The sequence below is a fragment of the Cryptosporangium aurantiacum genome (assembly GCF_900143005.1).
GTDB classification, from domain to species: domain Bacteria; phylum Actinomycetota; class Actinomycetes; order Mycobacteriales; family Cryptosporangiaceae; genus Cryptosporangium; species Cryptosporangium aurantiacum.
This window is the reverse complement of record NZ_FRCS01000005.1, coordinates 511,507-535,310: the sequence shown is the minus strand read 5'-3', so window position 1 is coordinate 535,310 and position 23,804 is coordinate 511,507. Positions and strand designations below refer to the sequence as shown.

The window sequence follows — 23,804 nt, the reverse complement described above, 5'->3', positions numbered from 1 at the left end:
CGCCTGCCCGTAACGAGGGTCAGAGCTTTACCAAAAACCTCTAGCAGAGGGACTGAAACACGTGCTTGACGTCAACTTCTTTGACGAGCTGCGTATTGGCCTCGCCACGGCCGACGACATCCGTCAGTGGTCGCACGGCGAGGTGAAGAAGCCGGAGACCATCAACTACCGCACCCTCAAGCCGGAAAAGGACGGGCTCTTCTGCGAGAAGATCTTCGGTCCCACCCGGGACTGGGAGTGCTACTGCGGTAAGTACAAGCGCGTCCGGTTCAAGGGCATCATCTGCGAGCGCTGCGGCGTCGAGGTGACCCGGGCCAAGGTGCGTCGTGAGCGGATGGGCCACATCGAGCTGGCCGCTCCGGTCACGCACATCTGGTACTTCAAGGGCGTCCCGAGCCGGTTGGGCTACCTGCTCGACCTGGCTCCCAAGGACCTCGAGAAGATCATTTACTTCGCGGCCTACCTGATCACGGGCGTCGACACCGAGGCCCGTCATCGCGACATGTCGACGATCGAGGCGGAGATCGCCGTCGAGCGTCGTCGGGTCGAGGAGCGCCGGGACGCCGACATCGACGCCCGCGCCAAGAAGCTCGAGGCCGACCTGGCCGAGCTCGAGGCCGAGGGCGCCAAGAGCGACGTCCGCCGGAAGGTCAAGGAGGGCGGCGAGCGCGAGATGCGCCAGCTGCGCGACCGTGCGCAGCGGGAGATCGATCGCCTCGACGAGGTCCTCGACACGTTCCGCAAGCTTGAGGTCAAGCAGCTGATCCCGGACGAGCTCCTGTTCCGCGAGCTCCGTGACCGGTTCGGCGAGTACTTCACCGGTGGCATGGGCGCCGAGGCGCTGCAGAAGCTGCTGGAGAACTTCGACCTCGACGGCGAAGCCGAGAACCTGCGCGAGACGATCCGGTCGGGCAAGGGCCAGAAGAAGATCCGGGCGCTCAAGCGGCTCAAGGTCGTCGCGGCGTTCCTGAACACCCGTAACTCCCCGATGGGCATGGTGCTCGACTGCATTCCGGTGATCCCGCCGGACCTGCGGCCGATGGTCCAGCTCGACGGTGGCCGCTTCGCCACCAGCGACCTGAACGACCTGTACCGCCGGGTGATCAACCGGAACAACCGGCTCAAGCGCCTGCTCGATCTGGGCGCGCCGGAGATCATCGTCAACAACGAGAAGCGGATGCTGCAGGAGGCCGTCGACGCGCTGTTCGACAACGGCCGCCGCGGCCGGCCGGTCACCGGCCCGGGTAACCGTCCGCTGAAGTCGCTGTCCGACATGCTCAAGGGCAAGCAGGGTCGGTTCCGTCAGAACCTGCTCGGTAAGCGCGTCGACTACTCCGGCCGTTCGGTCATCGTCGTCGGCCCGCAGCTCAAGCTGCACCAGTGCGGTCTGCCGCGCTACATGGCGCTCGAGCTGTTCAAGCCGTTCGTGATGAAGCGTCTGGTCGACCTGAACCACGCGCAGAACATCAAGTCGGCCAAGCGGATGGTCGAGCGTGCGCGTCCGGTCGTGTGGGACGTGCTCGAAGAGGTCATCTCCGAGCACCCGGTGCTGCTCAACCGCGCACCGACCCTGCACCGTCTGGGCATCCAGGCCTTCGAGCCGCAGCTGGTCGAGGGCAAGGCGATCCAGATCCACCCGCTCGTCTGCACCGCGTTCAACGCGGACTTCGACGGTGACCAGATGGCGGTCCACCTGCCGCTGTCGGCCGAGGCTCAGGCCGAGGCCCGGGTGCTGATGCTGTCCAGCAACAACATCCTGTCGCCGGCGTCGGGTCGTCCGATCACCTCGCCGACCCAGGACATGGTGCTCGGGCTTTACCACCTCACCGCGGTCCGCGAGGGTCGCGTGGGCGAGGGCCGGGTCTTCGGTTCGGACGCCGAGGCCGTGATGGCGTACGACCTGGGCGAGCTCAACCTGCAGACCCCGGTCAAGATCCGCATCGACGGTGCTCCGACGGTCGACAACGGCCCCGGCGCCGAGCCGTGGGTCGCGCCGGAGGACTGGGAGCCGGGCTCGCCGCTGCTGGTCGACACCACGCTCGGCCGGGTCTTCTTCAACGAGACGCTCCCGACCGACTACCGGTTCGTCAACTACGAGGTGCGTAAGCCGCAGCTCTCGGCGATCGTCAACGACCTTGCCGAGCGTTACCCGAAGGTGCAGGTCGCCGCGACGCTGGACGCCCTCAAGGCGTACGGCTTCCGGTGGGCGACCCGGGCAGGCGTCACGATCTCGATCGACGACGTGGTGACGCCGCCGAGCAAGCCGGAGATCCTCGACCGGTACGAGAAGGACGCCGACAAGATCGAGCGTCAGTACCAGCGTGGTGTGATCACCGGCGAGGAGCGCCGCCAGGAGCTCATCGAGATCTGGACCAGGGCGACGAACGAGGTCGCCAAGGCCATGGAGGCGAACTTCCCGGAGACGAACCCGATCTGGATGATGGTCAACTCGGGTGCCCGAGGAAACATGATCCAGGTCCGGCAGATCGCCGGTATCCGTGGTCTGGTCGCCAACCCCAAGGGTGAGACGATCCCGCGTCCGATCAAGTCCTCGTTCCGCGAGGGCCTGTCGGTGCTGGAGTACTTCATCTCCACCCACGGTGCCCGTAAGGGTCTGGCCGACACCGCGCTGCGGACCGCCGACTCGGGTTACCTGACCCGTCGTCTGGTGGACGTCTCGCAGGACGTCATCATCCGCGAGGAGAACTGCGGCACCGAGCGTGGTGTGTCGGTTCCGATTGCGACCGAGGGTCCGGACGGGTCGCTGGTCAAGCACCAGCACGTCGAGACGAACTCCTACGCCCGGACGCTCGCGACCGACGCGAAGAGCCCGGACGGCGTCGTCGTGGCGCCCGCCCAGTCCGACCTGGGTGACGTCCTGATCGACGCGCTGGTCAAGGCCGGCATCAAGGAGGTCAAGGTCCGCTCGGTCCTGACCTGCGAGTCGGCGATGGGTGTCTGCTCGTACTGCTACGGACGCTCGCTCGCCACCGGCAAGCTGGTGGACGTCGGCGAGGCGGTCGGCATCATCGCCGCCCAGTCGATCGGCGAGCCCGGCACCCAGCTGACGATGCGTACCTTCCACACCGGTGGTGTGGCCGGTGACGACATCACGCAGGGTCTGCCGCGTGTGGTCGAGCTGTTCGAGGCCCGTGTCCCCAAGGGCAAGGCCCCGATCGCCGAGACCGCGGGCCGGGTCCGGATCGAGGAGACCGAGAAGTCGCGGAAGATCGTCATCGTCCCGGACGACGGGACCGACGAGGTCGTCTACGACAAGCTGTCCCGCCGCGTCCGGCTGCGGGTGGCCGACGGCGAGCACGTCACGGTGGGCCAGCAGCTCACCGATGGTGTGGTCGACCCGCACGAGGTGCTCCGCATCCAGGGCCCGCGTGCCGTGCAGCTGCACCTGGTCAACGAGGTGCAGAACGTGTACCGGTCGCAGGGCCAGCCGATCCACGACAAGCACGTCGAGATCATCGTCCGGCAGATGCTCCGCCGGGTGATCATCATCGACTCGGGTGCCACCGAGTTCCTGCCCGGTGCCCCGATCGAGCGGCCGATGTTCGAGAACGAGAACCGTCGGGTGGTGGCCGAGGGCGGCGAGCCGGCTTCGGGTCGTCCGATCCTGATGGGTATCACCAAGGCGTCGCTGGCGACCGAGTCGTGGCTCTCGGCGGCCTCCTTCCAGGAGACCACCCGGGTGCTCACCGACGCGGCGATCAACGCGCGCAGCGACTCGCTGATCGGTCTCAAGGAGAACGTGATCATCGGAAAGCTGATCCCGGCCGGTACGGGCATCTCCCGCTACCGGAACATCCGGGTGGAGCCGACCGAGGAAGCGCGGGCTCAGGTCTACTCGATGACCCCGTACGACGACGTCGAGTACGGCGGGTTCGGCACCGGCTCCGGTCAGGCCGTCCCGCTGGACGACTTCGACTACGGGTCGTTCAACCGCTGAGTACGTAAGTGACGATGGCCGCTCGGGGTTCGCCCCCGGGCGGCCATCGCCGTTCCCGGGTCGTCCCATGGCTGCATTTCTCGGGCCTGTGTTCGGCGCCGGATCGTGTCGGGGGATGATGGCACGATGCAGTTTCCGGTGTTCGTGGTCGGCGGGAGGTGACGATGACCGAGGCCCCACCTCCGGTGAAGGGGTCACCCTCGCCGTGGGCACGGCCGGTACCAGGGCAGACGCCGCCCGAGGTCGGCTTGGCGTCGCCCACGCCAGAGGTCCTCGAGACGCCGAGACCGGCGCCGGGTCCGGCCGTGGCTGCGCCTGGCGCGGCTGTCGGCGGGTGGCCCGCTGCCGGGCCGCTGCCCGGGCCGCAGGAGGGAATCGAACGGCACCCGGCCGATCCGGACGAGACGCCGTCGACCAAGGCGTGGGCGGTACTCGCGCTGGGCGTCGTCGGCCTTCTGCTCATGTTCTGCGGGGGAGGGCTCGCGCCCGGCCTGGCCGGGCTCGCCCTGGTGCGTCCGGCACGAGCCGAGCTCACCGCGTCGGCGGGTTTCCTCACCGGCGGCCGGGCACTGCGGGCGGGGGAGATCATGAGTTGGATCGCGGTGGCGGTGAGCGCGATCGTGATCGTGGCGGTCGTGATCGGGCTGCTGATCGGGTCCGTGGGGAACGGGCCGCAGTACGACGAGAACGTCAACTGACGGCCGCCGCAGCTGGCGGAACCGTGGCAGGGAGCGCGGCTGCACTACAGCGCCGCGTCTGACGAGGAGAGAGATGACCGACCGACCTGGCTCTGAGCCGGCCCAGCCCTACGACCCGCGCGAACGTCAGGGTCGCCCTGGTGAGGAGCCGCCGAGCGGATTCAGCTTCCCCGACTACAACAACCCCTCCGCGCCGCCGGCGCCCCAGACCCCCAACTTCAGCGTGCCCGACTACGGTCAGGCGCCCGACAGCCCCTACGATCAGCCGGCCTCGTCGCCGCCGCCGTCCCAGTACGGCGACCCGAACCAGCAGCAGTACGGCGGCGGCCAGTACGGCGGCTCGCAGTACGGCTCTGGCGGCACCCAGTACGGGTCCGGTGGGTCGCAGTACGGCTCGGGCGGCTCGCAGTACGGCAGCGGTGGTTACGACCAGCAGCAGCCCTACGACTCGCAGCAGCAGCCCTACGGGCAGCAGCCGCCGGCGTCGCCGACGTCCGGCTACGGCTCGCCGTGGGGCGGGGGTGCCGACCAGACGCCGGGTTACGACCCGAACAACCCGGCGGCCCCGACGTCCGGCTACGGGCCCGGCCCGGCGTCGCCGACGTCCGGGTACGGCGCGGGTCCGGCGTCGCCGACCTCGGGTTACGGTGCGGCCCCGACCTCCGGGTACGGTGCCGCGCCGACGTCCGGGTACGGCGGTCAGCCGCCCTACGGTGGCTATGACCCGAACAACCCGGCGGCGCCCACGTCCGGGTACGGTGCCCCGCCGACCTCGGGTTACGGCGCCGGTGCCGCGCCGACCTCCGGCTACGGTGCGCCGGGTTACCCGCAGGCCGGGTACCCGGGTGGCGGTTACGGCACCCCGAAGCCGCCGAACGAGCAGTTCGCGCTGTTCTCGATGATCGCGGGCATCGTGTCCGCGGTCACCGCGCTGCTGACCTGCTGCCTCTGGCCGCTCGGCTTCATCGCGATCATCGCCGGTGGTGCGGGTGTCGCGCTCGGCGTGATGAGCAAGAAGAAGATCGACGCCTCCGGCGGGGCGCTCGGCGGCAAGCAGCAGGCGACGGCGGGTCTGATCGCCGGCGGCATCGGCGCTGGTCTGGGCCTGCTCCTGATGATCCTCGGGATCGTGGGGCTCGCTGCACTGAACGCCTGAAACATTTCCTGACGACGGCCCGGTCCCCGATGGGGGCCGGGCCTCGCCATGCTGGCAGGTTGGTGATAAGCGAGGTACGGTTGCGAGCGGTGCCTACCCGCGGCGCAAGTCGTGGGTCTGAACCTGGTCAGGAACGCCGGGTGGTCGGTTCACCTAGGTGAACAGGGAAGCAACCGGCGGTAACACGCACTACCGCGCCCGGCAAGAGGGTCGCGGTAGTCGTTTTGACCTGTGGTCGGGCCGTAGGTAGTCTTGGTTTTCGTGCCTAGGTGCGCCTGGGCATGCACGTGCGCCCTCTGCCGGGCGTACGGCCTCCCCTGGGGTCTGTTTACAGACTCTCGGCCTGCGGCGGGCGCGACACGCCCGACCGCGGGGGTCGGAGGAGCCGGACATCTGGCTCAACACGAGGACAATTAGTCGAGAAGAAAGCGGAGACCCGGTGCCCACGATCCAGCAGTTGGTCCGCAAGGGCCGGCAGGACAAGGTCGAGAAGACCAAGACTCCTGCGCTCAAGGGCAGCCCGCAGCGCCGTGGCGTGTGCACGCGCGTCTACACCACCACGCCCAAGAAGCCGAACTCGGCTCTGCGGAAGGTGGCGCGTGTCAAGTTGAGCAGTGGCGTCGAGGTCACCGCATACATCCCGGGCGTTGGTCACAACCTCCAGGAGCACTCGATCGTCCTGGTCCGCGGCGGTCGTGTGAAGGACCTGCCCGGCGTTCGCTACAAGATCATCCGCGGCTCGCTGGACACGCAGGGTGTCCGCAACCGCAAGCAGGCCCGCAGCCGGTACGGCGCGAAGAAGGAGAAGAGCTGATATGCCCCGCAAGGGTCCCGCTCCGAAGCACGCGGTGGTCATCGACCCCGTGTACAACTCGCCGCTCGTCACCCAGCTGATCAACAAGGTCCTGCTGAGCGGCAAGCGGTCCGTGGCGGAGCGCATCGTCTACGGGGCTCTCGAGGGTGCCCGCGAGAAGACCGGCAACGACCCGGTCGTCACGCTGAAGCGCGCGCTCGACAACGTGAAGCCGGCCCTCGAGGTGCGCAGCCGCCGTGTCGGTGGCGCCACCTACCAGGTCCCGGTCGAGGTTCGGCCCGGCCGCAGCACCACCCTCGCGCTGCGCTGGCTGATCCAGTACAGCCGCGCTCGTCGTGAGAAGACCATGACCGAGCGCCTGATGAACGAACTTCTGGACGCGAGCAACGGTCTCGGCGCGAGCGTCAAGCGTCGCGAAGACACGCACAAGATGGCCGAGTCCAACAAGGCCTTCGCGCACTACCGCTGGTAATCCGCGTCCCGCACTCGAAGCTGAAAGGCAAGGCAGATGGCTGGCAACAACGCCGCCCTGGCCAAGGTCCGCAACATCGGGATCATGGCCCACATCGACGCGGGCAAGACGACGACGACCGAGCGGATCCTGTTCTACACCGGTATCAACTACAAGATCGGTGAAGTCCACGATGGCGCAGCCACCATGGACTGGATGGAGCAGGAGCAGGAGCGCGGCATCACGATCACGTCGGCCGCGACGACCTGCTACTGGCACGACCACCGGATCAACATCATCGACACTCCGGGTCACGTCGACTTCACCGTCGAGGTGGAGCGGTCGCTGCGGGTGCTCGACGGTGCCGTCGCGGTCTACGACGGTGTGGCCGGCGTCGAGCCCCAGACCGAGAACGTCTGGCGTCAGGCGGACAAGTACCACGTTCCGCGGATGTGCTTCGTCAACAAGCTCGACCGCACGGGCGCGGACTTCTTCCGCTGCGTGCAGATGATGATCGACCGGCTGAACTCCACCCCGGCCGTTCTCCAGATCCCGATCGGGCTCGAAGGCGACCACATCGGCGTCGTCGACCTGGTGGGCATGCGTGCGCTGACCTGGCGCGGCGAGACCCAGAAGGGTGAGGACTACGCGGTCGAGGAGATCCCTGCGGATCTGGTCGACCAGGCCAACGAGTGGCGCGAGAAGCTCCTCGAGACGATGTCCGACGTCGACGACTCGATCGCCGAGGCCTACCTCGAGGGTGAGGAGATCTCGGTCGAGACGCTGAAGGCCGCGATCCGTCGGGCCACGCTGGCCGACAAGGTCAACCCGGTCGTCTGCGGCTCCGCGTTCAAGAACAAGGGCGTCCAGCCCATGCTCGACGCGGTCGTCGACTTCCTGCCGAGCCCGCTCGACCTCCCCTCGATCGACGGCACGCTGATGGACGGGGAGACCCCGGCCGCGCGTCACTCGGACGAGAAGGAGCCGTTCAGCGCTCTGGCGTTCAAGATCCAGTCCGACAAGCACCTCGGCACGCTGACCTACCTCCGGATCTACTCCGGTCGGTTGGACTCGGGCACCCAGGTGATCAACTCGACCAAGGACCGCAAGGAGCGGGTCGGGAAGATCTACCAGATGCACGCGATCAAGCGTGAGGAGCTGCCGAGCGTCGGCGCCGGCGACATCGTCGCGGTGCAGGGCCTGAAGCAGACCACCACCGGTGACACGCTGAGCGACCCGTCGAACCCGATCATCCTCGAGTCGATGACGTTCCCCGCGCCGGTCATCGAGGTCGCGATCGAGCCGAAGACCAAGGCTGACCAGGAAAAGCTGGGCACCGCGATCCAGAAGCTCGCGCAGGAAGACCCGACGTTCAAGGTCCACAACGACGAAGAGACCGGTCAGACGGTCATCGGCGGCATGGGCGAGCTGCACCTCGAGGTGCTGGTCGACCGCATGCGGCGCGAGTTCAACGTCGAGGCGAACGTCGGCAAGCCGCAGGTGGCTTACCGCGAGACGATTCGTCGCTCGGTCGAGGGCTACGACTTCACCCACAAGAAGCAGACCGGTGGTTCCGGTCAGTTCGCGAAGGTGAAGATCAACATCGAGCCGATCCCGCAGGACGGGGACGCGCCGAGCTACGAGTTCGAGAACAAGGTCACCGGTGGCCGCGTGCCGCGGGAGTACATCCCGTCGGTCGACGCCGGCGCCCAGGACGCGATGCAGTACGGCGTTCTGGCCGGTTACCCGCTCGTCGGCATCAAGTTCACGCTGGTCGACGGCCAGTACCACGAGGTCGACTCTTCGGAGATGGCCTTCAAGATCGCCGGTTCGATGGCGCTTAAGGAAGCGGCCCGCAAGGCCGACCCCGCGCTGCTCGAGCCGATGATGGCGGTCGAGGTCACCACGCCCGAGGAGAACATGGGCGACGTGATCGGCGACCTCAACTCGCGGCGCGGTCAGATCCAGGCGATGGAGGAGCGCGGCGGTGCCCGCGTCGTCCGTGCTCTGGTTCCGCTCTCCGAGATGTTCGGCTACGTCGGAGACCTCCGGTCGAAGACCCAGGGCCGGGCGAGCTACTCGATGCAGTTCGACTCCTACGCGGAGGTTCCCCAGAACGTCGCGAAGGAGATCATCGCCAAGGCAACGGGCGAATAAGCCCCGAGCCGAAGGCGATACCCGACCCGCAATAGATCCGGACGCACGGCGTTCCAGGTTTTAGTCCACAGGAGGAAAGACCAGTGGCGAAGGCGAAGTTCGAGCGGACCAAGCCGCACGTCAACATCGGGACCATCGGTCACATCGACCACGGTAAGACGACGCTGACCGCGGCGATCACCAAGGTCCTGCACGACAAGTACCCGGACATCAACCCCTTCACGCCGTTCGACCAGATCGACAAGGCGCCGGAGGAGCGGCAGCGCGGTATCACGATTTCGATCGCGCACGTCGAGTACCAGACCGAGGCGCGGCACTACGCGCACGTCGACTGCCCGGGTCACGCTGACTACATCAAGAACATGATCACGGGTGCCGCCCAGATGGACGGCGCGATCCTGGTCGTGTCCGCGACGGACGGCCCGATGCCGCAGACCAAGGAGCACGTGCTCCTGGCCCGCCAGGTCGGCGTTCCGTACATCGTCGTCGCCCTGAACAAGGCCGACGTCGTGGACGACGAGGAGATCCTGGAGCTCGTCGAGCTCGAGGTTCGGGAGCTGCTCAACCAGTACGAGTTCCCGGGTGACGACGCTCCGATCGTGCGTGTCTCGGCGCTGAAGGCGCTCGAGGGCGACGCCGAGTGGGGCGAGAAGATCATCGAGCTGATGAACGCGGTCGACGAGACCATCCCGGAGCCCGAGCGGGACCTCGACAAGCCGTTCCTCATGCCGATCGAGGACGTCTTCACGATCACCGGTCGCGGTACGGTCGTCACCGGCCGTGTCGAGCGGGGTGTGCTGAAGGTCAACGAGACCGTCGACATCGTCGGCATCAAGGAGACCAAGCAGACCACCACGGTCACCGGCGTCGAGATGTTCCGCAAGCTGCTCGACGAGGCGCGTGCCGGCGAGAACGTCGGTCTGCTCCTCCGCGGCATCAAGCGCGAGGACGTGGAGCGCGGCCAGGTTGTCATCAAGCCGGGCACCACGACCCCGCACACCGAGTTCGAGGCGCAGGTCTACATCCTCAGCAAGGACGAGGGTGGCCGCCACACGCCGTTCTTCAACAACTACCGTCCGCAGTTCTACTTCCGCACCACCGACGTGACCGGTGTCGTCACCCTCCCCGAGGGCACCGAGATGGTCATGCCGGGTGACAACACCGAGATGTCGGTGAAGCTCATCCAGCCGGTGGCGATGGAGAACAACCTGCGGTTCTCGATCCGCGAGGGTGGTCGGACCGTCGGCGCCGGCCGCATCACCAAGATCAACAACTAGTTGTCCGCTGGGGCCGCGTGCGGCCCCGACGCGACGCGGCGGTCGGGTCGCATTGATCCGACCGCCGCGCCGCGCGGCGACTATCCGGCAGCCACCCGACCCCCGGCGTAACAGACAGGACTGAAGGTTCCATGGCGGGACAGAAGATCCGCATCCGGCTCAAGGCCTATGACCACGAGGTCATCGACAGCTCGGCGCGGAAGATCGTCGACACCGTGATCCGCACCGGTGCGTCGGTTGCGGGCCCCGTGCCGCTGCCGACCGAGAAGAACATCTACTGCGTGATCCGCTCGCCGCACAAGTACAAGGACTCCCGCGAGCACTTCGAGATGCGGACCCACAAGCGGCTGATCGACATCCTCGACCCGACGCCCAAGACCGTCGACTCGCTCATGCGGCTCGACCTTCCGGCCGGCGTCGACATCGAGATCAAGCTCTAGGACGTAGTCGCGCTCGAGTTCGGACTCAGGACTCGACAACGCATTACGTATACCGCTGAAGGACACGCCCGGCCGGTTATCCAGGCCGGGAGAGGATCCGGACCAAAGAGAGTCGGAAAGAAGAGATGGACAGGCAGATCAAGGGGATCCTGGGCGAGAAGCTCGGCATGACCCAGGTCTTCGACGAGAACAACCGGATCGTTCCGGTGACCGTCGTGCAGGCCGGGCCGAATGTCGTGACCCAGGTTCGTACCCCCGAACGTGACGGCTACTCCGCGGTCCAGCTGGCCTTCGGCGGCATCGACCCGCGGAAGGTGAACAAGCCGGAGAGCGGCCACTTCAAGGGCGCCGGCGTCACCCCGCGGCGGCACCTCGTCGAGGTGCGCACCACTGACGCGGCCGAGTACGAGGTCGGCCAGGAGGTCTCCGCGGAGATCTTCGAGGCGGGCATCAAGGTCGACGTCGTCGGCACCAGCAAGGGCAAGGGCTACGCGGGTGTCATGAAGCGGCACGGCTTCAAGGGCCTCGGCGCCGGCCACGGTACCCAGCGCAAGCACCGCGCGCCGGGTTCGATCGGCGGCTGCGCGACCCCGGGTCGTGTCTTCAAGGGCCTGCGCATGGCCGGCCGCATGGGCGGCGTCCGTACCACCACGATGAACCTCAGCGTCCACCGCGTCGACGCTGAGAAGGGCCTGATCCTGGTCAAGGGCGCTGTGCCCGGGCCCAAGGGCGGCCTGGTGCTCATCCGCACCGCCGCCAAGACCCAGCTTGGTAAGGGCGGTGTGGCGAAGTGACCACGATTGACATCGTCGACGCCGGCGGCACGAAGACCGGCACTGCCGACCTGCCCGCCGAGATCTTCGACGTGACGACGAACGTTCCGCTGATCCACCAGGTCGTGGTGGCCCAGCAGGCAGCGGCCCGGCAGGGCACGCACAAGACGAAGACCCGCGGGGAGGTGTCCGGCGGTGGGGCCAAGCCCTACAAGCAGAAGGGCACCGGCCGCGCGCGTCAGGGTTCGACCCGCGCGCCGCAGTTCACCGGCGGTGGCGTCGTCCACGGCCCGCAGCCGCGCGACTACTCGCAGCGGACGCCCAAGAAGATGAAGGCTGCTGCCCTCCGGGGCGCGCTCTCCGACCGGGCCCGCGGCGGTCGCGTGCACGTGCTCGAGTCGCTGGTCTCCGGCGACGCGCCGTCCACCAAGGACGCGGTCAAGGCGCTGGCGAACCTGTCCAGCTCGCGGCACGTCCTGGTCGTGGTCGCCCGCGGCGACCGCACCGGCTGGCTGTCGGTTCGGAACATCAAGGAAGTCCACGTCCTGGCGCCCGACCAGCTCAACACGTACGACGTGCTGATCAGCGACGACGTGGTGTTCACCAAGGACGCGTACGACGAGTTCTGTGCTGCCAGCGCCGGCCAGATCTCTTCCGGTGGCGCTACCGCCAAGGCCAGCTCCGCCGAGCTCGACACCGAGGAGACGAAGTGATTTACGACCCGCGCGACATCCTGCTCGCTCCGGTCGTCTCGGAGAAGAGCTACGGACTGCTGGACGACAACAAGTACACGTTCTACGTGCGCACGGACGCGAACAAGACGCAGATCAAGATCGCGGTCGAGCAGGTTTTCAACGTGAAGGTCACGGCGGTCAACACGCTGAACCGGCAGGGGAAGCGGAAGCGGACCAAGTTCGGCACGGGTAAGCGGAAGGACACCAAGCGCGCGATCGTGAGCCTCGCGCCGGGTGACCGCATCGAGATCTTCGGGGGACCGGTCTCCTGACGGGGGCCGGACCGAATCTGAGGATCGAGAGCTGAGGGATACAGATGGGCATCCGCAAATACAAGCCGACAACGCCAGGCCGGCGTGGTTCGAGCGTCGCCGACTTCGTCGAGATCACCCGTGACCACCCGGAGAAGTCGCTGGTCCGGCCCCTGCACAGCAAGGGCGGCCGGAACGCGCACGGTCGGGTCACCACCCGCCACCAGGGCGGTGGGCACAAGCGTGCCTACCGGCTGATCGACTTCCGCCGGGCCGACAAGGACGGTGTGCCGGCCAAGGTCGCGCACATCGAGTACGACCCGAACCGCACCGCGCGCATCGCGCTGCTGCACTTCGTCGACGGCGAGAAGCGGTACATCGTCGCGCCGAACAAGCTGCGTCAGGGCGACCGGGTCGAGACCGGCCCCGGTGCCGACATCAAGCCGGGCAACAACCTCCCGCTGCGCAACATCCCGGTCGGTACGGTCGTTCACGCGATCGAGCTGAAGCCGGGTGGTGGCGCGAAGATCGCCCGCTCCGCCGGTGCGAGCGTCCAGCTGGTGGCGAAGGACGGGCCGTACGCCCAGCTTCGTATGCCGTCCGGTGAGATCCGGAACGTCGACGCGCGCTGCCGCGCGACGGTCGGTGAGGTCGGCAACGCCGAGCAGTCGAACATCAACTGGGGCAAGGCCGGTCGCATGCGGTGGAAGGGCAAGCGCCCGACCGTCCGTGGTGTGGCGATGAACCCGATCGACCACCCGCACGGTGGTGGTGAGGGCAAGACCTCTGGTGGTCGTCACCCGGTCAACCCCAAGGGCAAGCCCGAGGGGCGCACTCGCCGGGCCAACAAGGCCAGCGACAAATTCATCGTCCGCCGCCGCAAGACCAACAAGAAGCGCTGAGGTTGTAGGCCATGCCCCGCAGCTTGAAGAAGGGCTACTTCGTCGACGACCACCTGATCAAGAAGGTGGACGCGCAGAACGCCCGGGGAACCAAGAACGTCATCAAGACCTGGTCGCGTCGTTCGACCATCACGCCGGAGATGATCGGCCACACGCTGGGCGTCCACGACGGACGCAAGCACGTGCCGGTGTTCGTCACCGAGGCGATGGTCGGCCACAAGCTGGGCGAGTTCTCGCCGACCCGCACGTTCAAGGGCCACGAGAAGGACGACCGCAAGAGCCGCCGCCGCTGACGCGGATCCAGGTGCGTCTGGTGAGCCGGGCGCGGATAGACGAGAGAGCAGACAGATGGCAGTGATCGACGGCAAGCGCGTGAATCCGCGGCGCGTGCAGCTGCTCGGGGACGCCCCGGGCGCATTCGCCGAGGCGCGGTATGTCCGGACGACGGCGATGAAGACCCGGCGTGTGGTCGACCTCATCCGGGGTCTGCCCGCGAAGGAGGCGCTGACCGCGCTCAAGTTCGCCCCGCAGGCCGCCAGCGAGCAGGTCTACCGGGTGGTCGAGAGCGCGATCGCGAACGCCGAGCACAACGAGCGGCTCGACCCCGACTCGCTGCTCGTGACGAAGGCCTTCGTGGACGAGGGCCCCACGATGAAGCGGTTCCGGCCGCGCGCCCAGGGGCGTGCGTACCGGATCCGGAAGCGCACCTGCCACATCACTGTCGTGGTGGAGAGTGTGGCCCCGGCGGCGAAGCCGAAGCGGGCGCCGAAGAAGGCGAGCGGCGGCCGAGCGGCAGCCACGAAGGGAAGCGCCGAGTAATGGGTCAGAAGGTTAACCCGCACGGCTTCCGGCTCGGCATCACGACCGAGTGGAAGTCCCGCTGGTACGCGGACAAGTTGTACAAGGACTACGTCGGAGAAGACGTGGCGATCCGGAAGATGATGTCGCGCGGCATGGAGCGCGCCGGCATCGCCCGGGTCGACATCGAGCGCACCCGTGACCGGGTTCGCGTCGACATCCACACCGCCCGGCCGGGCATCGTCATCGGCCGCCGCGGCGCGGAGGCCGACCGGATCCGTGGGCAGCTCGAGAAGCTCACTGGCAAGCAGGTGCAGCTGAACATCCTCGAGGTCAAGAACCCCGAGGCGGACGCGCAGCTGGTCGCCCAGGGCGTTGCCGAGCAGCTCTCGAGCCGGGTCAGCTTCCGTCGCGCCATGCGTAAGGCCATGCAGTCGGCGATGAAGTCGCCGGGCGTCAAGGGCATCCGGGTGCAGTGCGCCGGTCGCCTCGGCGGTGCCGAGATGTCGCGGTCGGAGTTCTACCGCGAGGGCCGGGTGCCGCTGCACACGCTCCGCGCGAACATCGACTACGGCTTCTACGAGGCCCGCACGACGTTCGGCCGGATCGGCGTCAAGGTCTGGATCTACAAGGGCGACGTCGTGCAGAGCCGCGCCGAGCGCGAGGCGGCCGAGGCCGCGCTGCGCCAGCACCGTGGCAACCGTCCGGAGCGTCGTCGTGGCGCCGGTGGCGGCGGCGGCGGTCGTGGCCGCGGCGAGCGTCAGGGCGGCGGTCGGGGTGCCGAGCGCACCGAGACCGAGGCCCCGGTGGCCACGGAGACCCCGGCGACCGAGGCTCAGGTCGAGACGCCGGTGGCCACCGAGGCCGCAGCCGCTCCTGTTGTCGAGGCGCCCGCCGCGGCACCAGCTGAGAACACCAGTCAGGAGGGCTGACCCATGCTGATTCCCCGCAGGGTCAAGCACCGTAAGCAGCACCACCCGACGCGTCGCGGCGCGTCCAAGGGCGGTACGGCGGTCACCTTCGGCGAGTACGGCATCCAGGCGCTGGAGCCGGCCTACGTGACCAACCGGCAGATCGAGTCGGCGCGTATCGCGATCACCCGGCACATCAAGCGTGGCGGCAAGGTCTGGATCAACATCTACCCGGACCGCCCGCTGACCAAGAAGCCTGCCGAGACCCGGATGGGTTCCGGTAAGGGTTCGCCGGAGTGGTGGGTCGCCAACGTCAAGCCGGGTCGTGTGCTCTTCGAGCTGCAGTACCCGAACGAGCAGATTGCTCGCGAGGCCATGCGCCGTGCGATCCACAAGCTGCCGATGAAGTGCCGGATCGTGAAGCGCGAGGGGAGTGAGGCGGCATGAGCAGCGGCCCGAACGACAAGGCTGCTGAGCTGCGCGAGCTCGACGACGAGCAGCTCGTCACCCGGTTGCGGGAGGCCAAGGAGGAGCTGTTCAACCTCCGCTTCCAGAGCGCGACCGGTCAGCTGGACAACAACCGCCGACTCCAGGTCGTCCGCCGGGACATCGCCCGGATCTACACGATCATGCGGTCGCGTGAGCTCGGCATCGAGCAGGCGCCGAGTGAGGTGACGGCATGAGCAGTGAGGACACCGTGAGCACGGAGACTGAGTCGCGGAACGACCGCAAGGTCCGTGAGGGCTACGTGGTCAGCGACAAGATGGACAAGACGGTGGTCGTCGAGGTCGAGGACCGCGTCAAGCACCGCCTGTACGGCAAGGTCATCCGTCGCACCCACCGGCTGAAGGCGCACGACGAGCAGAACGACTGCGGCGTCGGCGACCGGGTCCGGTTGATGGAGACGCGGCCGCTGTCGGCCACCAAGCGGTGGCGCGTCGTCGAGATCCTCGAGCGCGCGAAGTAGTGCCGCTGCCCGAGGGTTCGCGAGAACCCTCGGGCACAATATGAAAGTTCCGTTCCGCCAGGCTCTCTCGGAGAGAACCGGCGCGACATCAATGGAGTTGACGTGATCCAGCAGGAGTCGCGACTGCGCGTCGCCGACAACACTGGGGCCAAGGAGATCCTGTGCATCAGGGTCCTGGGTGGCTCCGGCCGGCGGTACGCGGGTATCGGCGACATCATCGTGGGCACCGTCAAGGACGCCATCCCCGGCGCGGGCGTGAAGCGCGGTGACGTCGTGAAGGCCGTCGTCGTCCGCACCGTGAAGGAGAAGCGGCGGCCAGACGGCTCCTACATTCGTTTCGACGAGAACGCCGCGGTCCTGATCAAGGACGGTGGTGACCCGCGCGGGACCCGTATCTTCGGCCCGGTCGGGCGTGAGCTGCGGGACAAGCGGTTCATGAAGATCATCTCGCTGGCCCCGGAGGTGCTCTGACCATGGCGAAGCTCAAGGTGAAAAAGGGCGACACGGTCCTGGTCATCGCCGGCAAGGACAAGGGCGCCAAGGGCAAGGTGATCCAGTCGTACCCCGACACCCAGCGGGTGCTCGTCGAGGGCGTCAACCGGATCAAGAAGCACACCAAGGTCTCCACCACGCAGCGCGGCGCCAAGTCGGGCGGGATCGTGACGCAGGAGGCCCCCATCCACGTCAGCAACGTGATGGTGGTCGGCGGCGACGGTAAGCCGACCCGGGTGGGGTACCGGACCGAAGAGGTCACCGGCGACGACGGCCGGGTTTCGCGCAAGCGGATCCGCGTCTCCCGGCGGACCGGTGAGGACATCTGATGACTGCCCCGGCCACCGAGAAGATCCAGCCGCGGCAGAAGCTGCGGTACCGCGAGGAGATCGTCCCCGCGCTGCGCGAGCAGTTCAGCTACTCGAACGTCATGCAGGTTCCCGGCGTCGTCAAGGTCGTCGTGAACATGGGCGTCGGCGACGCCGCTCGTGACTCGAAGCTGATCGACGGCGCGGTCCGCGACCTCACCGCGATCACCGGCCAGCGCCCCCAGGTGCAGCGCGCCCGGAAGTCGATCGCGCAGTTCAAGCTGCGCGAGGGCATGCCGATCGGCGCGAAGGTCACGCTCCGGAACGACCGTATGTGGGAGTTCCTGGACCGCCTGCTGTCGATCGCACTGCCCCGGATCCGCGACTTCCGCGGTCTGTCCGGCAAGCAGTTCGACGGCCACGGCAACTACACGTTCGGCCTCAACGAGCAGTCGATGTTCCACGAGATCGACGTGGACAAGATCGACCGCCAGCGGGGCATGGACATCACGGTCGTGACCACCGCGACGACGGACGAGGAGGGTCGGGCGCTGCTCAAGCTCCTCGGCTTTCCGTTCAAGGAGAACTGAGCATGGCGAAGAAGGCCCTGATCCAGAAGGCTTCCGGCAAGCAGAAGTTCAAGGTGCGTGCGTACACTCGCTGCCAGCGTTGTGGCCGTCCGCGCGCCGTGTACCGGTCGTTCGGTCTGTGCCGCATCTGCGTGCGGGAGATGGCGCACCGCGGCGAGCTTCCCGGAGTCACCAAGTCCTCGTGGTGACGCGCAGCGCGCAGATCGCCACCTCGTATGAAGGACCTGGGCACAGGTCCGCTGCTTCGCCGAAGGCCTTCGGGAACCGCGGCGAGAAAGGCATGAACCCATGACGATGACCGACCCGATCGCAGACATGTTGACTCGTCTGCGCAACGCCAACTCGGCGTACCACGACCGGGTGACGATGCCCCACTCGAAGCTCAAGGCGCACGTCGCCGAGATCCTTCAGCAGGAGGGCTACATCGCCGGCTGGACCGTGGCCGACTCCGAGACCGGCGTGGGCAAGGTCCTCACCGTTGACCTGAAGTACGGCCCGAACCGGGAGCGGAGCATCGCCGGTCTGCGGCGCGTGTCGAAGCCGGGTCTGCGGGTGTACGCGAAGTCCAACAGTCTGCCCCGCGTGCTGGGCGGCCTCGGCGTGGCGATCATCTCCACGTCGTCGGGCCTGCTCACCGACCGGCAGGCGACCAAGCGTGGAGTGGGCGGGGAAGTCCTCGCCTACGTCTGGTAGGGGAGAGCATGTCACGCATCGGTAAGCTGCCGATCCCGGTGCCTTCCGGCGTCGACGTCGCCATTGACGGCGCGACGGTCACCGTGAAGGGCCCGAAGGGGACGCTCACCCACCAGGTCGTCGAGCCGATCACGATCGGTCGCGGCGAGGACGGTTCGATCGAGGTCTCGCGCCCGAACGACGAGCGTCGGGCGAAGGAGCGTCACGGGCTGACCCGCACGCTGGTGGCGAACATGATCGCCGGCGTCACCAACGGGTACAGCAAGACCCTGGAGATCCAGGGCACCGGTTACCGCGTCCAGGCCAAGGGTTCCGACCTCGAGTTCGCGCTCGGGTTCAGCCACCCGGTCACCGTCCGGCCGCCGGAGGGAATCTCCTTCCGCGTCGAGAAGCCGACCCAGTTCGTGGTCGAGGGCATCGACAAGCAGCTGGTGGGCGAGGTCGCCGCCAACATCCGCAAGATTCGTCCGCCGGAGCCTTACAAGGGCAAGGGCGTTCGATACCAGGGCGAGAACGTCCGGCGTAAGGCCGGAAAGGCAGGTAAGTGATGGCTGCGTCTCTGCTTCAGCGCAAGTCCGGCGCCGGCGTCTCCGCCGTCCGCCGGGTGGGCAAGGCGCGTCGCCACTTCCGCCTGCGGAAGAAGGTCGTCGGCACCGAGGCCCGTCCGCGTCTGGTCGTCACCCGGTCGACGCGACACATCTACGCCCAGGTCATCGACGACACGGCCGGCCGCACGGTCGCCTCGGCGTCGACCCTGGACGTGTCGATCCGCGGTGGCGAGGGCGACAAGTCGGCCCTCGCCAAGAAGGTCGGCGCGCTGGTCGCCGAGCGGGCGAAGGCGGCCGGTGTCGACGCGGTCGTGTTCGACCGCGGCGGCAACAAGTACCACGGGCGGATCGCGGCTCTGGCCGACGCTGCCCGCGAAGGTGGGCTGGAGTTCTGATGATCGCCAGCACCGAAAACACTTACGAGGGGAACGTCTGATGCCTGGTCAGCAGCGCCGAGGCGGTGGAGGCGGGGACCGCCGGGACCGCCGCGACGGCGGGCGGGGCGGAGCGGCCCCGGAGAAGTCGCCTCACATCGAGCGCGTCGTCGCCATCAACCGTGTGGCGAAGGTCGTCAAGGGTGGTCGTCGCTTCAGCTTCACCGCGCTGGTCGTGGTGGGCGACGGTGACGGCACCGTGGGTGTCGGTTACGGCAAGGCGAAGGAGGTGCCGGCCGCCATCGCCAAGGGCGTGGAGGAGGCCAAGAAGCACTTCTTCAAGGTGCCGCGGATCGGCTCGACCATCGCTCACCCGGTTCAGGGTGAGGACGCCGCCGGCGTCGTCCTGCTGAAGCCCGCCAGCCCCGGTACCGGTGTCATCGCCGGTGGTCCGGTGCGCGCGGTGCTGGAGTGCGCCGGCATTCACGACATCCTGAGCAAGAGCCTCGGTTCGTCCAACGCGATCAACATCGTGCACGCCACGATCGCGGCGCTGAAGATGATCGAGCGTCCCGAGGCGATCGCGGCCCGCCGCGGTCTGCCGCTCGAGGACGTCGCTCCCGCGGCGCTGCTGCGGGCTCGGGCCGGAGGGGAGTGACATGGCACGCCTCAAGGTCACCCAGATCCGGTCGGTGATCGGCACCAAGCAGAACCAGCGTCACACGCTGCGCTCGCTGGGGCTCAAGCGGATCAACGACGTCGTCGTGAAGGAAGACCGCCCCGAGATGCGCGGCATGGTGCACACCGTGCGGCACCTCGTGACGGTCGAGGAGGTCGAGTAACGCCATGGCCCTCAAGGTCCATCACCTGAAGCCGGCCCCCGGCGCCCACACCCCGAAGACCCGTGTGGGTCGCGGAGAGGGCTCCAAGGGTAAGACGGCTGGTCGCGGTACCAAGGGAACCAAGGCCCGCTACCAGGTTCCGGCGCGCTTCGAGGGTGGGCAGATGCCCATCCACATGCGACTGCCGAAGCTGAAGGGCTTCAAGAACCGGTTCCGCGTGGAGTACCAGGTCGTCAACCTGGACCGGCTCGCCGAGCTGTTCCCGGACGGCGGCGAGATCGGCCCGGAGGAGCTCGCGCTCGCCGGTGCCGTTCGCCCGAACCGCCTGGTCAAGATCCTGGGCGACGGCGACCTCGGTGGCGTCAAGCTCACCGCGTCGGCGCACAAGTTCTCGGCCACCGCCAAGGAGAAGATCCTGGCGGCCGGCGGCACGGTCAACGAGATCACCGAAAGCTGAACCACTGCGGCGTCCGGCCCGGGCGGAACTCGCCCGGGCCGGACGCCGTTGGTCTCTATGGCTCCTCAGGCCCCTCTCAGGGAGCTGTGCTCACGCCGAGATTCGACGTGGGCCATCGGAGACCGACCGACTGTTAGAGTCGCACCACAGGCCCGCGCCTGACGGCGGAGCGGGCTGCCCCGACCACACTGGGCCGCGGCTGACCTCTCTGGGTCACCGGCCTGACCGATCAGCGGGCCACGACGATGGGTCCGTGCGCAGGAGGACTTGTGCTCGCCGCCTTCGGTAGGGCGTTTCGTACGCCCGACCTGCGCAAGAAGATTTTCTTCACGCTGTTCATCATTGCGATCTACCGAGTCGGCGCCACGCTGCCGTCACCAGGCGTGTCCGTCACCAACATCAATCAGTGCATCGACCAGCTCAAGACTGGTGGTGGCAGCGAGGTCCTGACGCTGCTGAACCTGTTCAGCGGAGGCGCACTCCTCCAGCTGTCGGTGTTCGCGCTGGGGATCATGCCGTACATCACGGCCAGCATCATCCTGCAGCTGCTCGTCGTGGTCATTCCGCGGCTCGAGCAGCTGCGCAAGGAAGGCCAGGCGGGTCAGGCCAAGATCACGCAGTACACGCGTTATCTGACTATCGGCCTGGCCGTTCTCCAGTCGACCGGTTACATCGCGCTCGCCCGGAGCGGCAACCTGTTCCAGGGCTGCAACCTCTCGATCATCCCGAGCAACACCGCCCAGCCGCAGTGGCTGACGCTGACCACGCTGGTCCTGACGATGACCGCGGGTACGGCAGTGGTCATGTGGCTCGGCGAGCTGATCACGGACCGCGGCGTCGGCAACGGCATGTCGGTCCTGATCTTCACCTCGATCGCGGCGCGCATGCCGTACGAGGGCAACAACATCCTGGAGACCAAGGGCGGTCTGGTCTTCAGCATCGTGCTGGTGATCGTTCTGGTCGTCATCGCGCTCGTCGTCTTCATCGAGCAGGCGCAGCGGCGGATTCCGGTCCAGTACGCGAAGCGGATGATCGGCCGGCGAATGTACGGCGGCACGTCCACCTACATCCCGCTGAAGGTGAACCAGGCCGGCGTCATTCCGGTGATCTTCGCCTCATCGCTGCTCTATCTGCCGCAGCTGTTCAGTCAGCTCGGTGACCCGGAAAACCCGGGTTCGGTGCAGCGATTCGTGGACAAGTGGATTACGCCCGCGGACTCGTGGCTCCACATCCTGCTCTATTTCGGCTTGATCGTCTTCTTTACGTACTTCTACGTGGCGATCACGTTCAATCCGACCGAGGTCGCGGACAACATGCGGAAGTTCGGTGGCTTCGTGCCGGGCATCCGGCCCGGTCGGCCCACCGCGGAGTACCTCGGCTACATTCTGAGCAGGATCACCCTGCCGGGGTCGATCTACCTGGGTATCATCGCGGTTCTTCCGAACTTGTTCATCTCCCTGCTCGATGACGGCGGCAACAACACGCAGAACTTCCCCTTCGGGGGTACGGCGGTACTGATCATCGTCGGTGTCGGTCTCGAGACCGTTAAACAGATCGAGAGCCAGCTCATGCAGCGCAACTACGAAGGTTTCCTCCGCTAGTGCGGCTGGTACTGGTCGGCCCCCCGGGTGCGGGCAAGGGGACTCAGGCCGAGTTCATCGCAGCTCACCTCTGCGCGCCCAAGATCTCTACCGGTGACCTCTTCCGCTACAACGTGGGCCAGGGGACGCCGTTGGGTGTCGAGGCGAAGAAATACATGGACGCCGGTCAGCTCGTGCCGGACGAGATCACGATCAACATGGTGCGGCAGCGTCTCGCCGAGCCGGATGCGGTGGACGGGTTCCTGCTCGACGGGTTCCCGCGGAACGTCCCGCAGGCCGAGGTGCTCGACGACATGCTCAAGGAGCTCGGCGTCAAGATCGACGTCGTGCTCGAGCTCGTGGTCGAGGACGACGAGGTGATCCGGCGGCTCTCCGGGCGGCGTACCTGCCGGGGCTGCGGAAAGATCTGGCACGTCGAGTTCGACCCGACGACGGTCGAGGGCGTGTGCGACCGGTGCGACGGTCAGCTGTTCCAGCGGGACGACGACAAGCCGGAGACGATCGCTAAGCGGCTCGAGGTCTACCACGAGCAGACCGAGCCGCTCGTCGACTTCTACAGCGCCCAGGGCAAGCTGGTGGGGATCGACGCCACCGGCCCGGTCGAGGACGTCACCGACCGCGCCATCGACGCGCTAGCGCCGTTCGAGTAGAAGAATTCGCATCCGAGCGGGCCAGGCTTTCGCCTGGCCCGCTCTGCGTTCTGGGGCGACTTTCGCTCCAAGCCTGCTTCGCGGACGCCCGGCAGCGCACCGTCGCGGACGCCGAGCTAGTGTCGAATCCGTGTTCAGGACGCAGGAGATCCAGCTCAAGTCGCCCGCCGACATCACGTTGATGCGTGCCGCCGGGCTCGTCGTCGGGAAGACGCTGGAGCGTCTGCGCGCCGCGGTGGCCCCCGGCGTCTCGACCGCCGACCTCGACGCGATCGCCGAAGACTCGATCCGCTCGCTGGGCGGGATCCCGTCCTTCAAGGGCTACCACGGCTTCCCCGCATCGATCTGCGCGTCGGTCAACGACCAGGTCGTGCACGGCATCCCGCGCAAGTCCCAGGTGCTCGAGGACGGCGACCTGATCTCGATCGACTGCGGCGCGATCGTCGACGGCTGGCACGGCGACTCGGCGATCACCGTCGGCGTGGGCACGGTCGACGCTGCCTACCTGAAGATGGCGCAGGTCTGCGAGGACGCGATGTGGGCCGGGTTCGCGGCCGCGCGCGTCGGAGGCCGGCTCACCGACATCAGCCACGCCGTCGAGACCGCGGTCCGCGCCGGCGGTAAGTACGGGATCGTCAAGCACTACGGTGGCCACGGCATCGGCACCGAGATGCACCAGGATCCGCACGTCCTCAACTACGGCAAGCCGGGACGCGGGCCGAAGCTGCGGGTCGGGATGGCGCTGGCGATCGAGCCGATGATCACGATGGCCGACCCGGAGACCGATGAGCTGGAGGACGGCTGGACGGTGGTGACCGTCGACGGCTCGCGCGCGGCGCACACCGAACACACGTTTGTCCTGACCGACGACGGCCCGTGGGTGCTGACCGCGCTGGACGGCGGCGTTTCCCGCCTCGGCGACGCGGTCACCCGGCAGCAACCCCGCGACTGAGCGACACTGG

General features: G+C 67.4%; 31 protein-coding genes. All 31 read left to right on the top strand.

From position 1 onward, the window contains the following. The first annotated feature begins 61 nt into the window (after positions 1-61). The gene (locus BUB75_RS20160) at positions 62-3,958 is read left to right on the top strand and encodes a DNA-directed RNA polymerase subunit beta' (RefSeq protein ID WP_073259069.1); all 3,897 of its coding nucleotides are present in this window, start codon (positions 62-64) and stop codon (positions 3,956-3,958) included. 164 nt (positions 3,959-4,122) lie between these two features. After that, complete coding sequence (locus BUB75_RS47165; RefSeq protein ID WP_218617650.1) at positions 4,123-4,656, top strand: hypothetical protein; 534 nt, start codon at positions 4,123-4,125, stop codon at positions 4,654-4,656. Between the two features lie 73 nt (positions 4,657-4,729). Next, on the top strand, positions 4,730-5,812 hold the full coding sequence (locus tag BUB75_RS20150; protein ID WP_073259068.1) for a hypothetical protein: 1,083 nt from the start codon (positions 4,730-4,732) through the stop codon (positions 5,810-5,812). A 439-nt stretch (positions 5,813-6,251) separates the two neighbouring features. Beyond that, the gene (gene rpsL / locus BUB75_RS20145) at positions 6,252-6,626 is read left to right on the top strand and encodes a 30S ribosomal protein S12 (protein WP_035857832.1); all 375 of its coding nucleotides are present in this window, start codon (positions 6,252-6,254) and stop codon (positions 6,624-6,626) included. 1 nt (position 6,627) lies between these two features. Then, complete coding sequence (gene rpsG / locus BUB75_RS20140) at positions 6,628-7,098, top strand: 30S ribosomal protein S7 (RefSeq protein WP_073259067.1); 471 nt, start codon at positions 6,628-6,630, stop codon at positions 7,096-7,098. A 36-nt stretch (positions 7,099-7,134) separates the two neighbouring features. After that, the gene (gene fusA, locus BUB75_RS20135) at positions 7,135-9,234 is read left to right on the top strand and encodes an elongation factor G (RefSeq protein WP_073259066.1); all 2,100 of its coding nucleotides are present in this window, start codon (positions 7,135-7,137) and stop codon (positions 9,232-9,234) included. A gap of 83 nt (positions 9,235-9,317) precedes the next feature. Further along, positions 9,318-10,511, top strand: a complete 1,194-nt coding sequence (gene tuf / locus BUB75_RS20130) for an elongation factor Tu (RefSeq protein ID WP_073259065.1) — start codon at positions 9,318-9,320, stop codon at positions 10,509-10,511. Positions 10,512-10,642: 131 nt separating this feature from the next. Then, positions 10,643-10,951, top strand: a complete 309-nt coding sequence (gene rpsJ, locus BUB75_RS20125; RefSeq protein WP_035857828.1) for a 30S ribosomal protein S10 — start codon at positions 10,643-10,645, stop codon at positions 10,949-10,951. Positions 10,952-11,076: 125 nt separating this feature from the next. Further along, positions 11,077-11,745, top strand: a complete 669-nt coding sequence (rplC, locus tag BUB75_RS20120; RefSeq protein WP_073259064.1) for a 50S ribosomal protein L3 — start codon at positions 11,077-11,079, stop codon at positions 11,743-11,745. Continuing rightward, complete coding sequence (gene rplD, locus BUB75_RS20115; RefSeq protein WP_073259063.1) at positions 11,742-12,437, top strand: 50S ribosomal protein L4; 696 nt, start codon at positions 11,742-11,744, stop codon at positions 12,435-12,437. Before rplC ends, rplD begins: the two co-directional genes overlap by 4 nt. Next, positions 12,434-12,730 (top strand): 50S ribosomal protein L23, encoded by a 297-nt coding sequence (gene rplW / locus BUB75_RS20110; protein WP_073259062.1) that lies wholly within the window; start codon positions 12,434-12,436, stop codon positions 12,728-12,730. The genes rplD and rplW overlap by 4 nt, the downstream gene beginning before the upstream one ends. A gap of 44 nt (positions 12,731-12,774) precedes the next feature. Next, positions 12,775-13,611 carry a 50S ribosomal protein L2 gene (gene rplB, locus BUB75_RS20105; protein ID WP_073259061.1) on the top strand — a complete coding sequence of 279 codons (837 nt, stop codon included), beginning with the start codon at positions 12,775-12,777 and terminating at the stop codon, positions 13,609-13,611. Positions 13,612-13,622: 11 nt separating this feature from the next. Next, the gene (gene rpsS, locus BUB75_RS20100) at positions 13,623-13,904 is read left to right on the top strand and encodes a 30S ribosomal protein S19 (protein WP_073259060.1); all 282 of its coding nucleotides are present in this window, start codon (positions 13,623-13,625) and stop codon (positions 13,902-13,904) included. 55 nt (positions 13,905-13,959) lie between these two features. Then, on the top strand, positions 13,960-14,430 hold the full coding sequence (gene rplV / locus BUB75_RS47695) for a 50S ribosomal protein L22 (protein WP_073259059.1): 471 nt from the start codon (positions 13,960-13,962) through the stop codon (positions 14,428-14,430). Next, positions 14,430-15,341: a 30S ribosomal protein S3 gene (gene rpsC, locus BUB75_RS20090; RefSeq protein ID WP_073259058.1), complete on the top strand. Its 912-nt coding sequence runs from the start codon at positions 14,430-14,432 to the stop codon at positions 15,339-15,341. The genes rplV and rpsC overlap by 1 nt, the downstream gene beginning before the upstream one ends. 3 nt (positions 15,342-15,344) lie before the next feature. Further along, positions 15,345-15,767, top strand: a complete 423-nt coding sequence (gene rplP, locus BUB75_RS20085) for a 50S ribosomal protein L16 (RefSeq protein ID WP_073259057.1) — start codon at positions 15,345-15,347, stop codon at positions 15,765-15,767. Beyond that, complete coding sequence (gene rpmC, locus BUB75_RS20080) at positions 15,764-16,003, top strand: 50S ribosomal protein L29 (protein ID WP_073259056.1); 240 nt, start codon at positions 15,764-15,766, stop codon at positions 16,001-16,003. The genes rplP and rpmC overlap by 4 nt, the downstream gene beginning before the upstream one ends. Then, positions 16,000-16,287, top strand: a complete 288-nt coding sequence (gene rpsQ / locus BUB75_RS20075) for a 30S ribosomal protein S17 (RefSeq protein WP_073259055.1) — start codon at positions 16,000-16,002, stop codon at positions 16,285-16,287. The genes rpmC and rpsQ overlap by 4 nt, the downstream gene beginning before the upstream one ends. A gap of 102 nt (positions 16,288-16,389) precedes the next feature. Continuing rightward, positions 16,390-16,758, top strand: a complete 369-nt coding sequence (rplN, locus tag BUB75_RS20070) for a 50S ribosomal protein L14 (protein WP_035857817.1) — start codon at positions 16,390-16,392, stop codon at positions 16,756-16,758. Between the two features lie 2 nt (positions 16,759-16,760). Next, entirely contained in the window at positions 16,761-17,108 is a 348-nt protein-coding gene (gene rplX, locus BUB75_RS20065) for a 50S ribosomal protein L24 (protein WP_073259054.1), read from the top strand. Then, positions 17,108-17,677: a 50S ribosomal protein L5 gene (gene rplE / locus BUB75_RS20060; RefSeq protein ID WP_073259053.1), complete on the top strand. Its 570-nt coding sequence runs from the start codon at positions 17,108-17,110 to the stop codon at positions 17,675-17,677. The genes rplX and rplE overlap by 1 nt, the downstream gene beginning before the upstream one ends. Before the next feature lie 2 nt (positions 17,678-17,679). Beyond that, positions 17,680-17,865 carry a type Z 30S ribosomal protein S14 gene (locus BUB75_RS20055; protein WP_073259052.1) on the top strand — a complete coding sequence of 62 codons (186 nt, stop codon included), beginning with the start codon at positions 17,680-17,682 and terminating at the stop codon, positions 17,863-17,865. Between the two features lie 100 nt (positions 17,866-17,965). Further along, positions 17,966-18,370, top strand: coding sequence for a 30S ribosomal protein S8 (rpsH, locus tag BUB75_RS20050; RefSeq protein ID WP_073259051.1), 405 nt, complete (start codon positions 17,966-17,968; stop codon positions 18,368-18,370). Between the two features lie 8 nt (positions 18,371-18,378). Beyond that, positions 18,379-18,918: a 50S ribosomal protein L6 gene (gene rplF, locus BUB75_RS20045; protein ID WP_073259050.1), complete on the top strand. Its 540-nt coding sequence runs from the start codon at positions 18,379-18,381 to the stop codon at positions 18,916-18,918. Then, positions 18,918-19,313: a 50S ribosomal protein L18 gene (gene rplR, locus BUB75_RS20040; protein WP_073259049.1), complete on the top strand. Its 396-nt coding sequence runs from the start codon at positions 18,918-18,920 to the stop codon at positions 19,311-19,313. The genes rplF and rplR overlap by 1 nt, the downstream gene beginning before the upstream one ends. Before the next feature lie 40 nt (positions 19,314-19,353). Further along, positions 19,354-19,950 (top strand): 30S ribosomal protein S5, encoded by a 597-nt coding sequence (gene rpsE, locus BUB75_RS20035; protein WP_073259048.1) that lies wholly within the window; start codon positions 19,354-19,356, stop codon positions 19,948-19,950. Between the two features lies 1 nt (position 19,951). Then, complete coding sequence (gene rpmD, locus BUB75_RS20030; RefSeq protein WP_073259047.1) at positions 19,952-20,134, top strand: 50S ribosomal protein L30; 183 nt, start codon at positions 19,952-19,954, stop codon at positions 20,132-20,134. A gap of 4 nt (positions 20,135-20,138) precedes the next feature. After that, the gene (gene rplO / locus BUB75_RS20025; RefSeq protein WP_073259046.1) at positions 20,139-20,591 is read left to right on the top strand and encodes a 50S ribosomal protein L15; all 453 of its coding nucleotides are present in this window, start codon (positions 20,139-20,141) and stop codon (positions 20,589-20,591) included. A gap of 269 nt (positions 20,592-20,860) precedes the next feature. Beyond that, positions 20,861-22,192, top strand: a complete 1,332-nt coding sequence (gene secY / locus BUB75_RS20020) for a preprotein translocase subunit SecY (RefSeq protein WP_073259045.1) — start codon at positions 20,861-20,863, stop codon at positions 22,190-22,192. Further along, positions 22,192-22,842, top strand: a complete 651-nt coding sequence (locus BUB75_RS20015; protein ID WP_073259044.1) for an adenylate kinase — start codon at positions 22,192-22,194, stop codon at positions 22,840-22,842. The genes secY and BUB75_RS20015 overlap by 1 nt, the downstream gene beginning before the upstream one ends. Positions 22,843-22,972: 130 nt before the next feature. Beyond that, on the top strand, positions 22,973-23,794 hold the full coding sequence (gene map / locus BUB75_RS20010) for a type I methionyl aminopeptidase (protein WP_073259043.1): 822 nt from the start codon (positions 22,973-22,975) through the stop codon (positions 23,792-23,794). Positions 23,795-23,804: the final 10 nt, after the last annotated feature.

What these genes read in the sequence shown, in the direction of transcription:
- rplR (WP_073259049.1), top strand. Translation starts at nt 18,918, where the DNA reads ATGGCTGCGTCTCTGCTTCAGCGCAAGTCCGGCGCCGGCGTCTCCGCC.
- rpsE (WP_073259048.1), top strand. Translation starts at nt 19,354, where the DNA reads ATGCCTGGTCAGCAGCGCCGAGGCGGTGGAGGCGGGGACCGCCGGGAC.
- rpsH (WP_073259051.1), top strand. Translation starts at nt 17,966, where the DNA reads ATGACGATGACCGACCCGATCGCAGACATGTTGACTCGTCTGCGCAAC.
- rplX (WP_073259054.1), top strand. Translation starts at nt 16,761, where the DNA reads ATGGCGAAGCTCAAGGTGAAAAAGGGCGACACGGTCCTGGTCATCGCC.
- rplO (WP_073259046.1), top strand. Translation starts at nt 20,139, where the DNA reads ATGGCCCTCAAGGTCCATCACCTGAAGCCGGCCCCCGGCGCCCACACC.
- rplF (WP_073259050.1), top strand. Translation starts at nt 18,379, where the DNA reads ATGTCACGCATCGGTAAGCTGCCGATCCCGGTGCCTTCCGGCGTCGAC.
- rpsJ (WP_035857828.1), top strand. Translation starts at nt 10,643, where the DNA reads ATGGCGGGACAGAAGATCCGCATCCGGCTCAAGGCCTATGACCACGAG.
- rplV (WP_073259059.1), top strand. Translation starts at nt 13,960, where the DNA reads ATGGCAGTGATCGACGGCAAGCGCGTGAATCCGCGGCGCGTGCAGCTG.
- rpmD (WP_073259047.1), top strand. Translation starts at nt 19,952, where the DNA reads ATGGCACGCCTCAAGGTCACCCAGATCCGGTCGGTGATCGGCACCAAG.
- rpmC (WP_073259056.1), top strand. Translation starts at nt 15,764, where the DNA reads ATGAGCAGCGGCCCGAACGACAAGGCTGCTGAGCTGCGCGAGCTCGAC.
- rpsQ (WP_073259055.1), top strand. Translation starts at nt 16,000, where the DNA reads ATGAGCAGTGAGGACACCGTGAGCACGGAGACTGAGTCGCGGAACGAC.
- fusA (WP_073259066.1), top strand. Translation starts at nt 7,135, where the DNA reads ATGGCTGGCAACAACGCCGCCCTGGCCAAGGTCCGCAACATCGGGATC.
- BUB75_RS20055 (WP_073259052.1), top strand. Translation starts at nt 17,680, where the DNA reads ATGGCGAAGAAGGCCCTGATCCAGAAGGCTTCCGGCAAGCAGAAGTTC.
- rplB (WP_073259061.1), top strand. Translation starts at nt 12,775, where the DNA reads ATGGGCATCCGCAAATACAAGCCGACAACGCCAGGCCGGCGTGGTTCG.
- rplC (WP_073259064.1), top strand. Translation starts at nt 11,077, where the DNA reads ATGGACAGGCAGATCAAGGGGATCCTGGGCGAGAAGCTCGGCATGACC.
- rpsS (WP_073259060.1), top strand. Translation starts at nt 13,623, where the DNA reads ATGCCCCGCAGCTTGAAGAAGGGCTACTTCGTCGACGACCACCTGATC.
- rpsC (WP_073259058.1), top strand. Translation starts at nt 14,430, where the DNA reads ATGGGTCAGAAGGTTAACCCGCACGGCTTCCGGCTCGGCATCACGACC.
- rpsG (WP_073259067.1), top strand. Translation starts at nt 6,628, where the DNA reads ATGCCCCGCAAGGGTCCCGCTCCGAAGCACGCGGTGGTCATCGACCCC.
- BUB75_RS47165 (WP_218617650.1), top strand. Translation starts at nt 4,123, where the DNA reads ATGACCGAGGCCCCACCTCCGGTGAAGGGGTCACCCTCGCCGTGGGCA.
- BUB75_RS20150 (WP_073259068.1), top strand. Translation starts at nt 4,730, where the DNA reads ATGACCGACCGACCTGGCTCTGAGCCGGCCCAGCCCTACGACCCGCGC.
- rplP (WP_073259057.1), top strand. Translation starts at nt 15,345, where the DNA reads ATGCTGATTCCCCGCAGGGTCAAGCACCGTAAGCAGCACCACCCGACG.
- rplE (WP_073259053.1), top strand. Translation starts at nt 17,108, where the DNA reads ATGACTGCCCCGGCCACCGAGAAGATCCAGCCGCGGCAGAAGCTGCGG.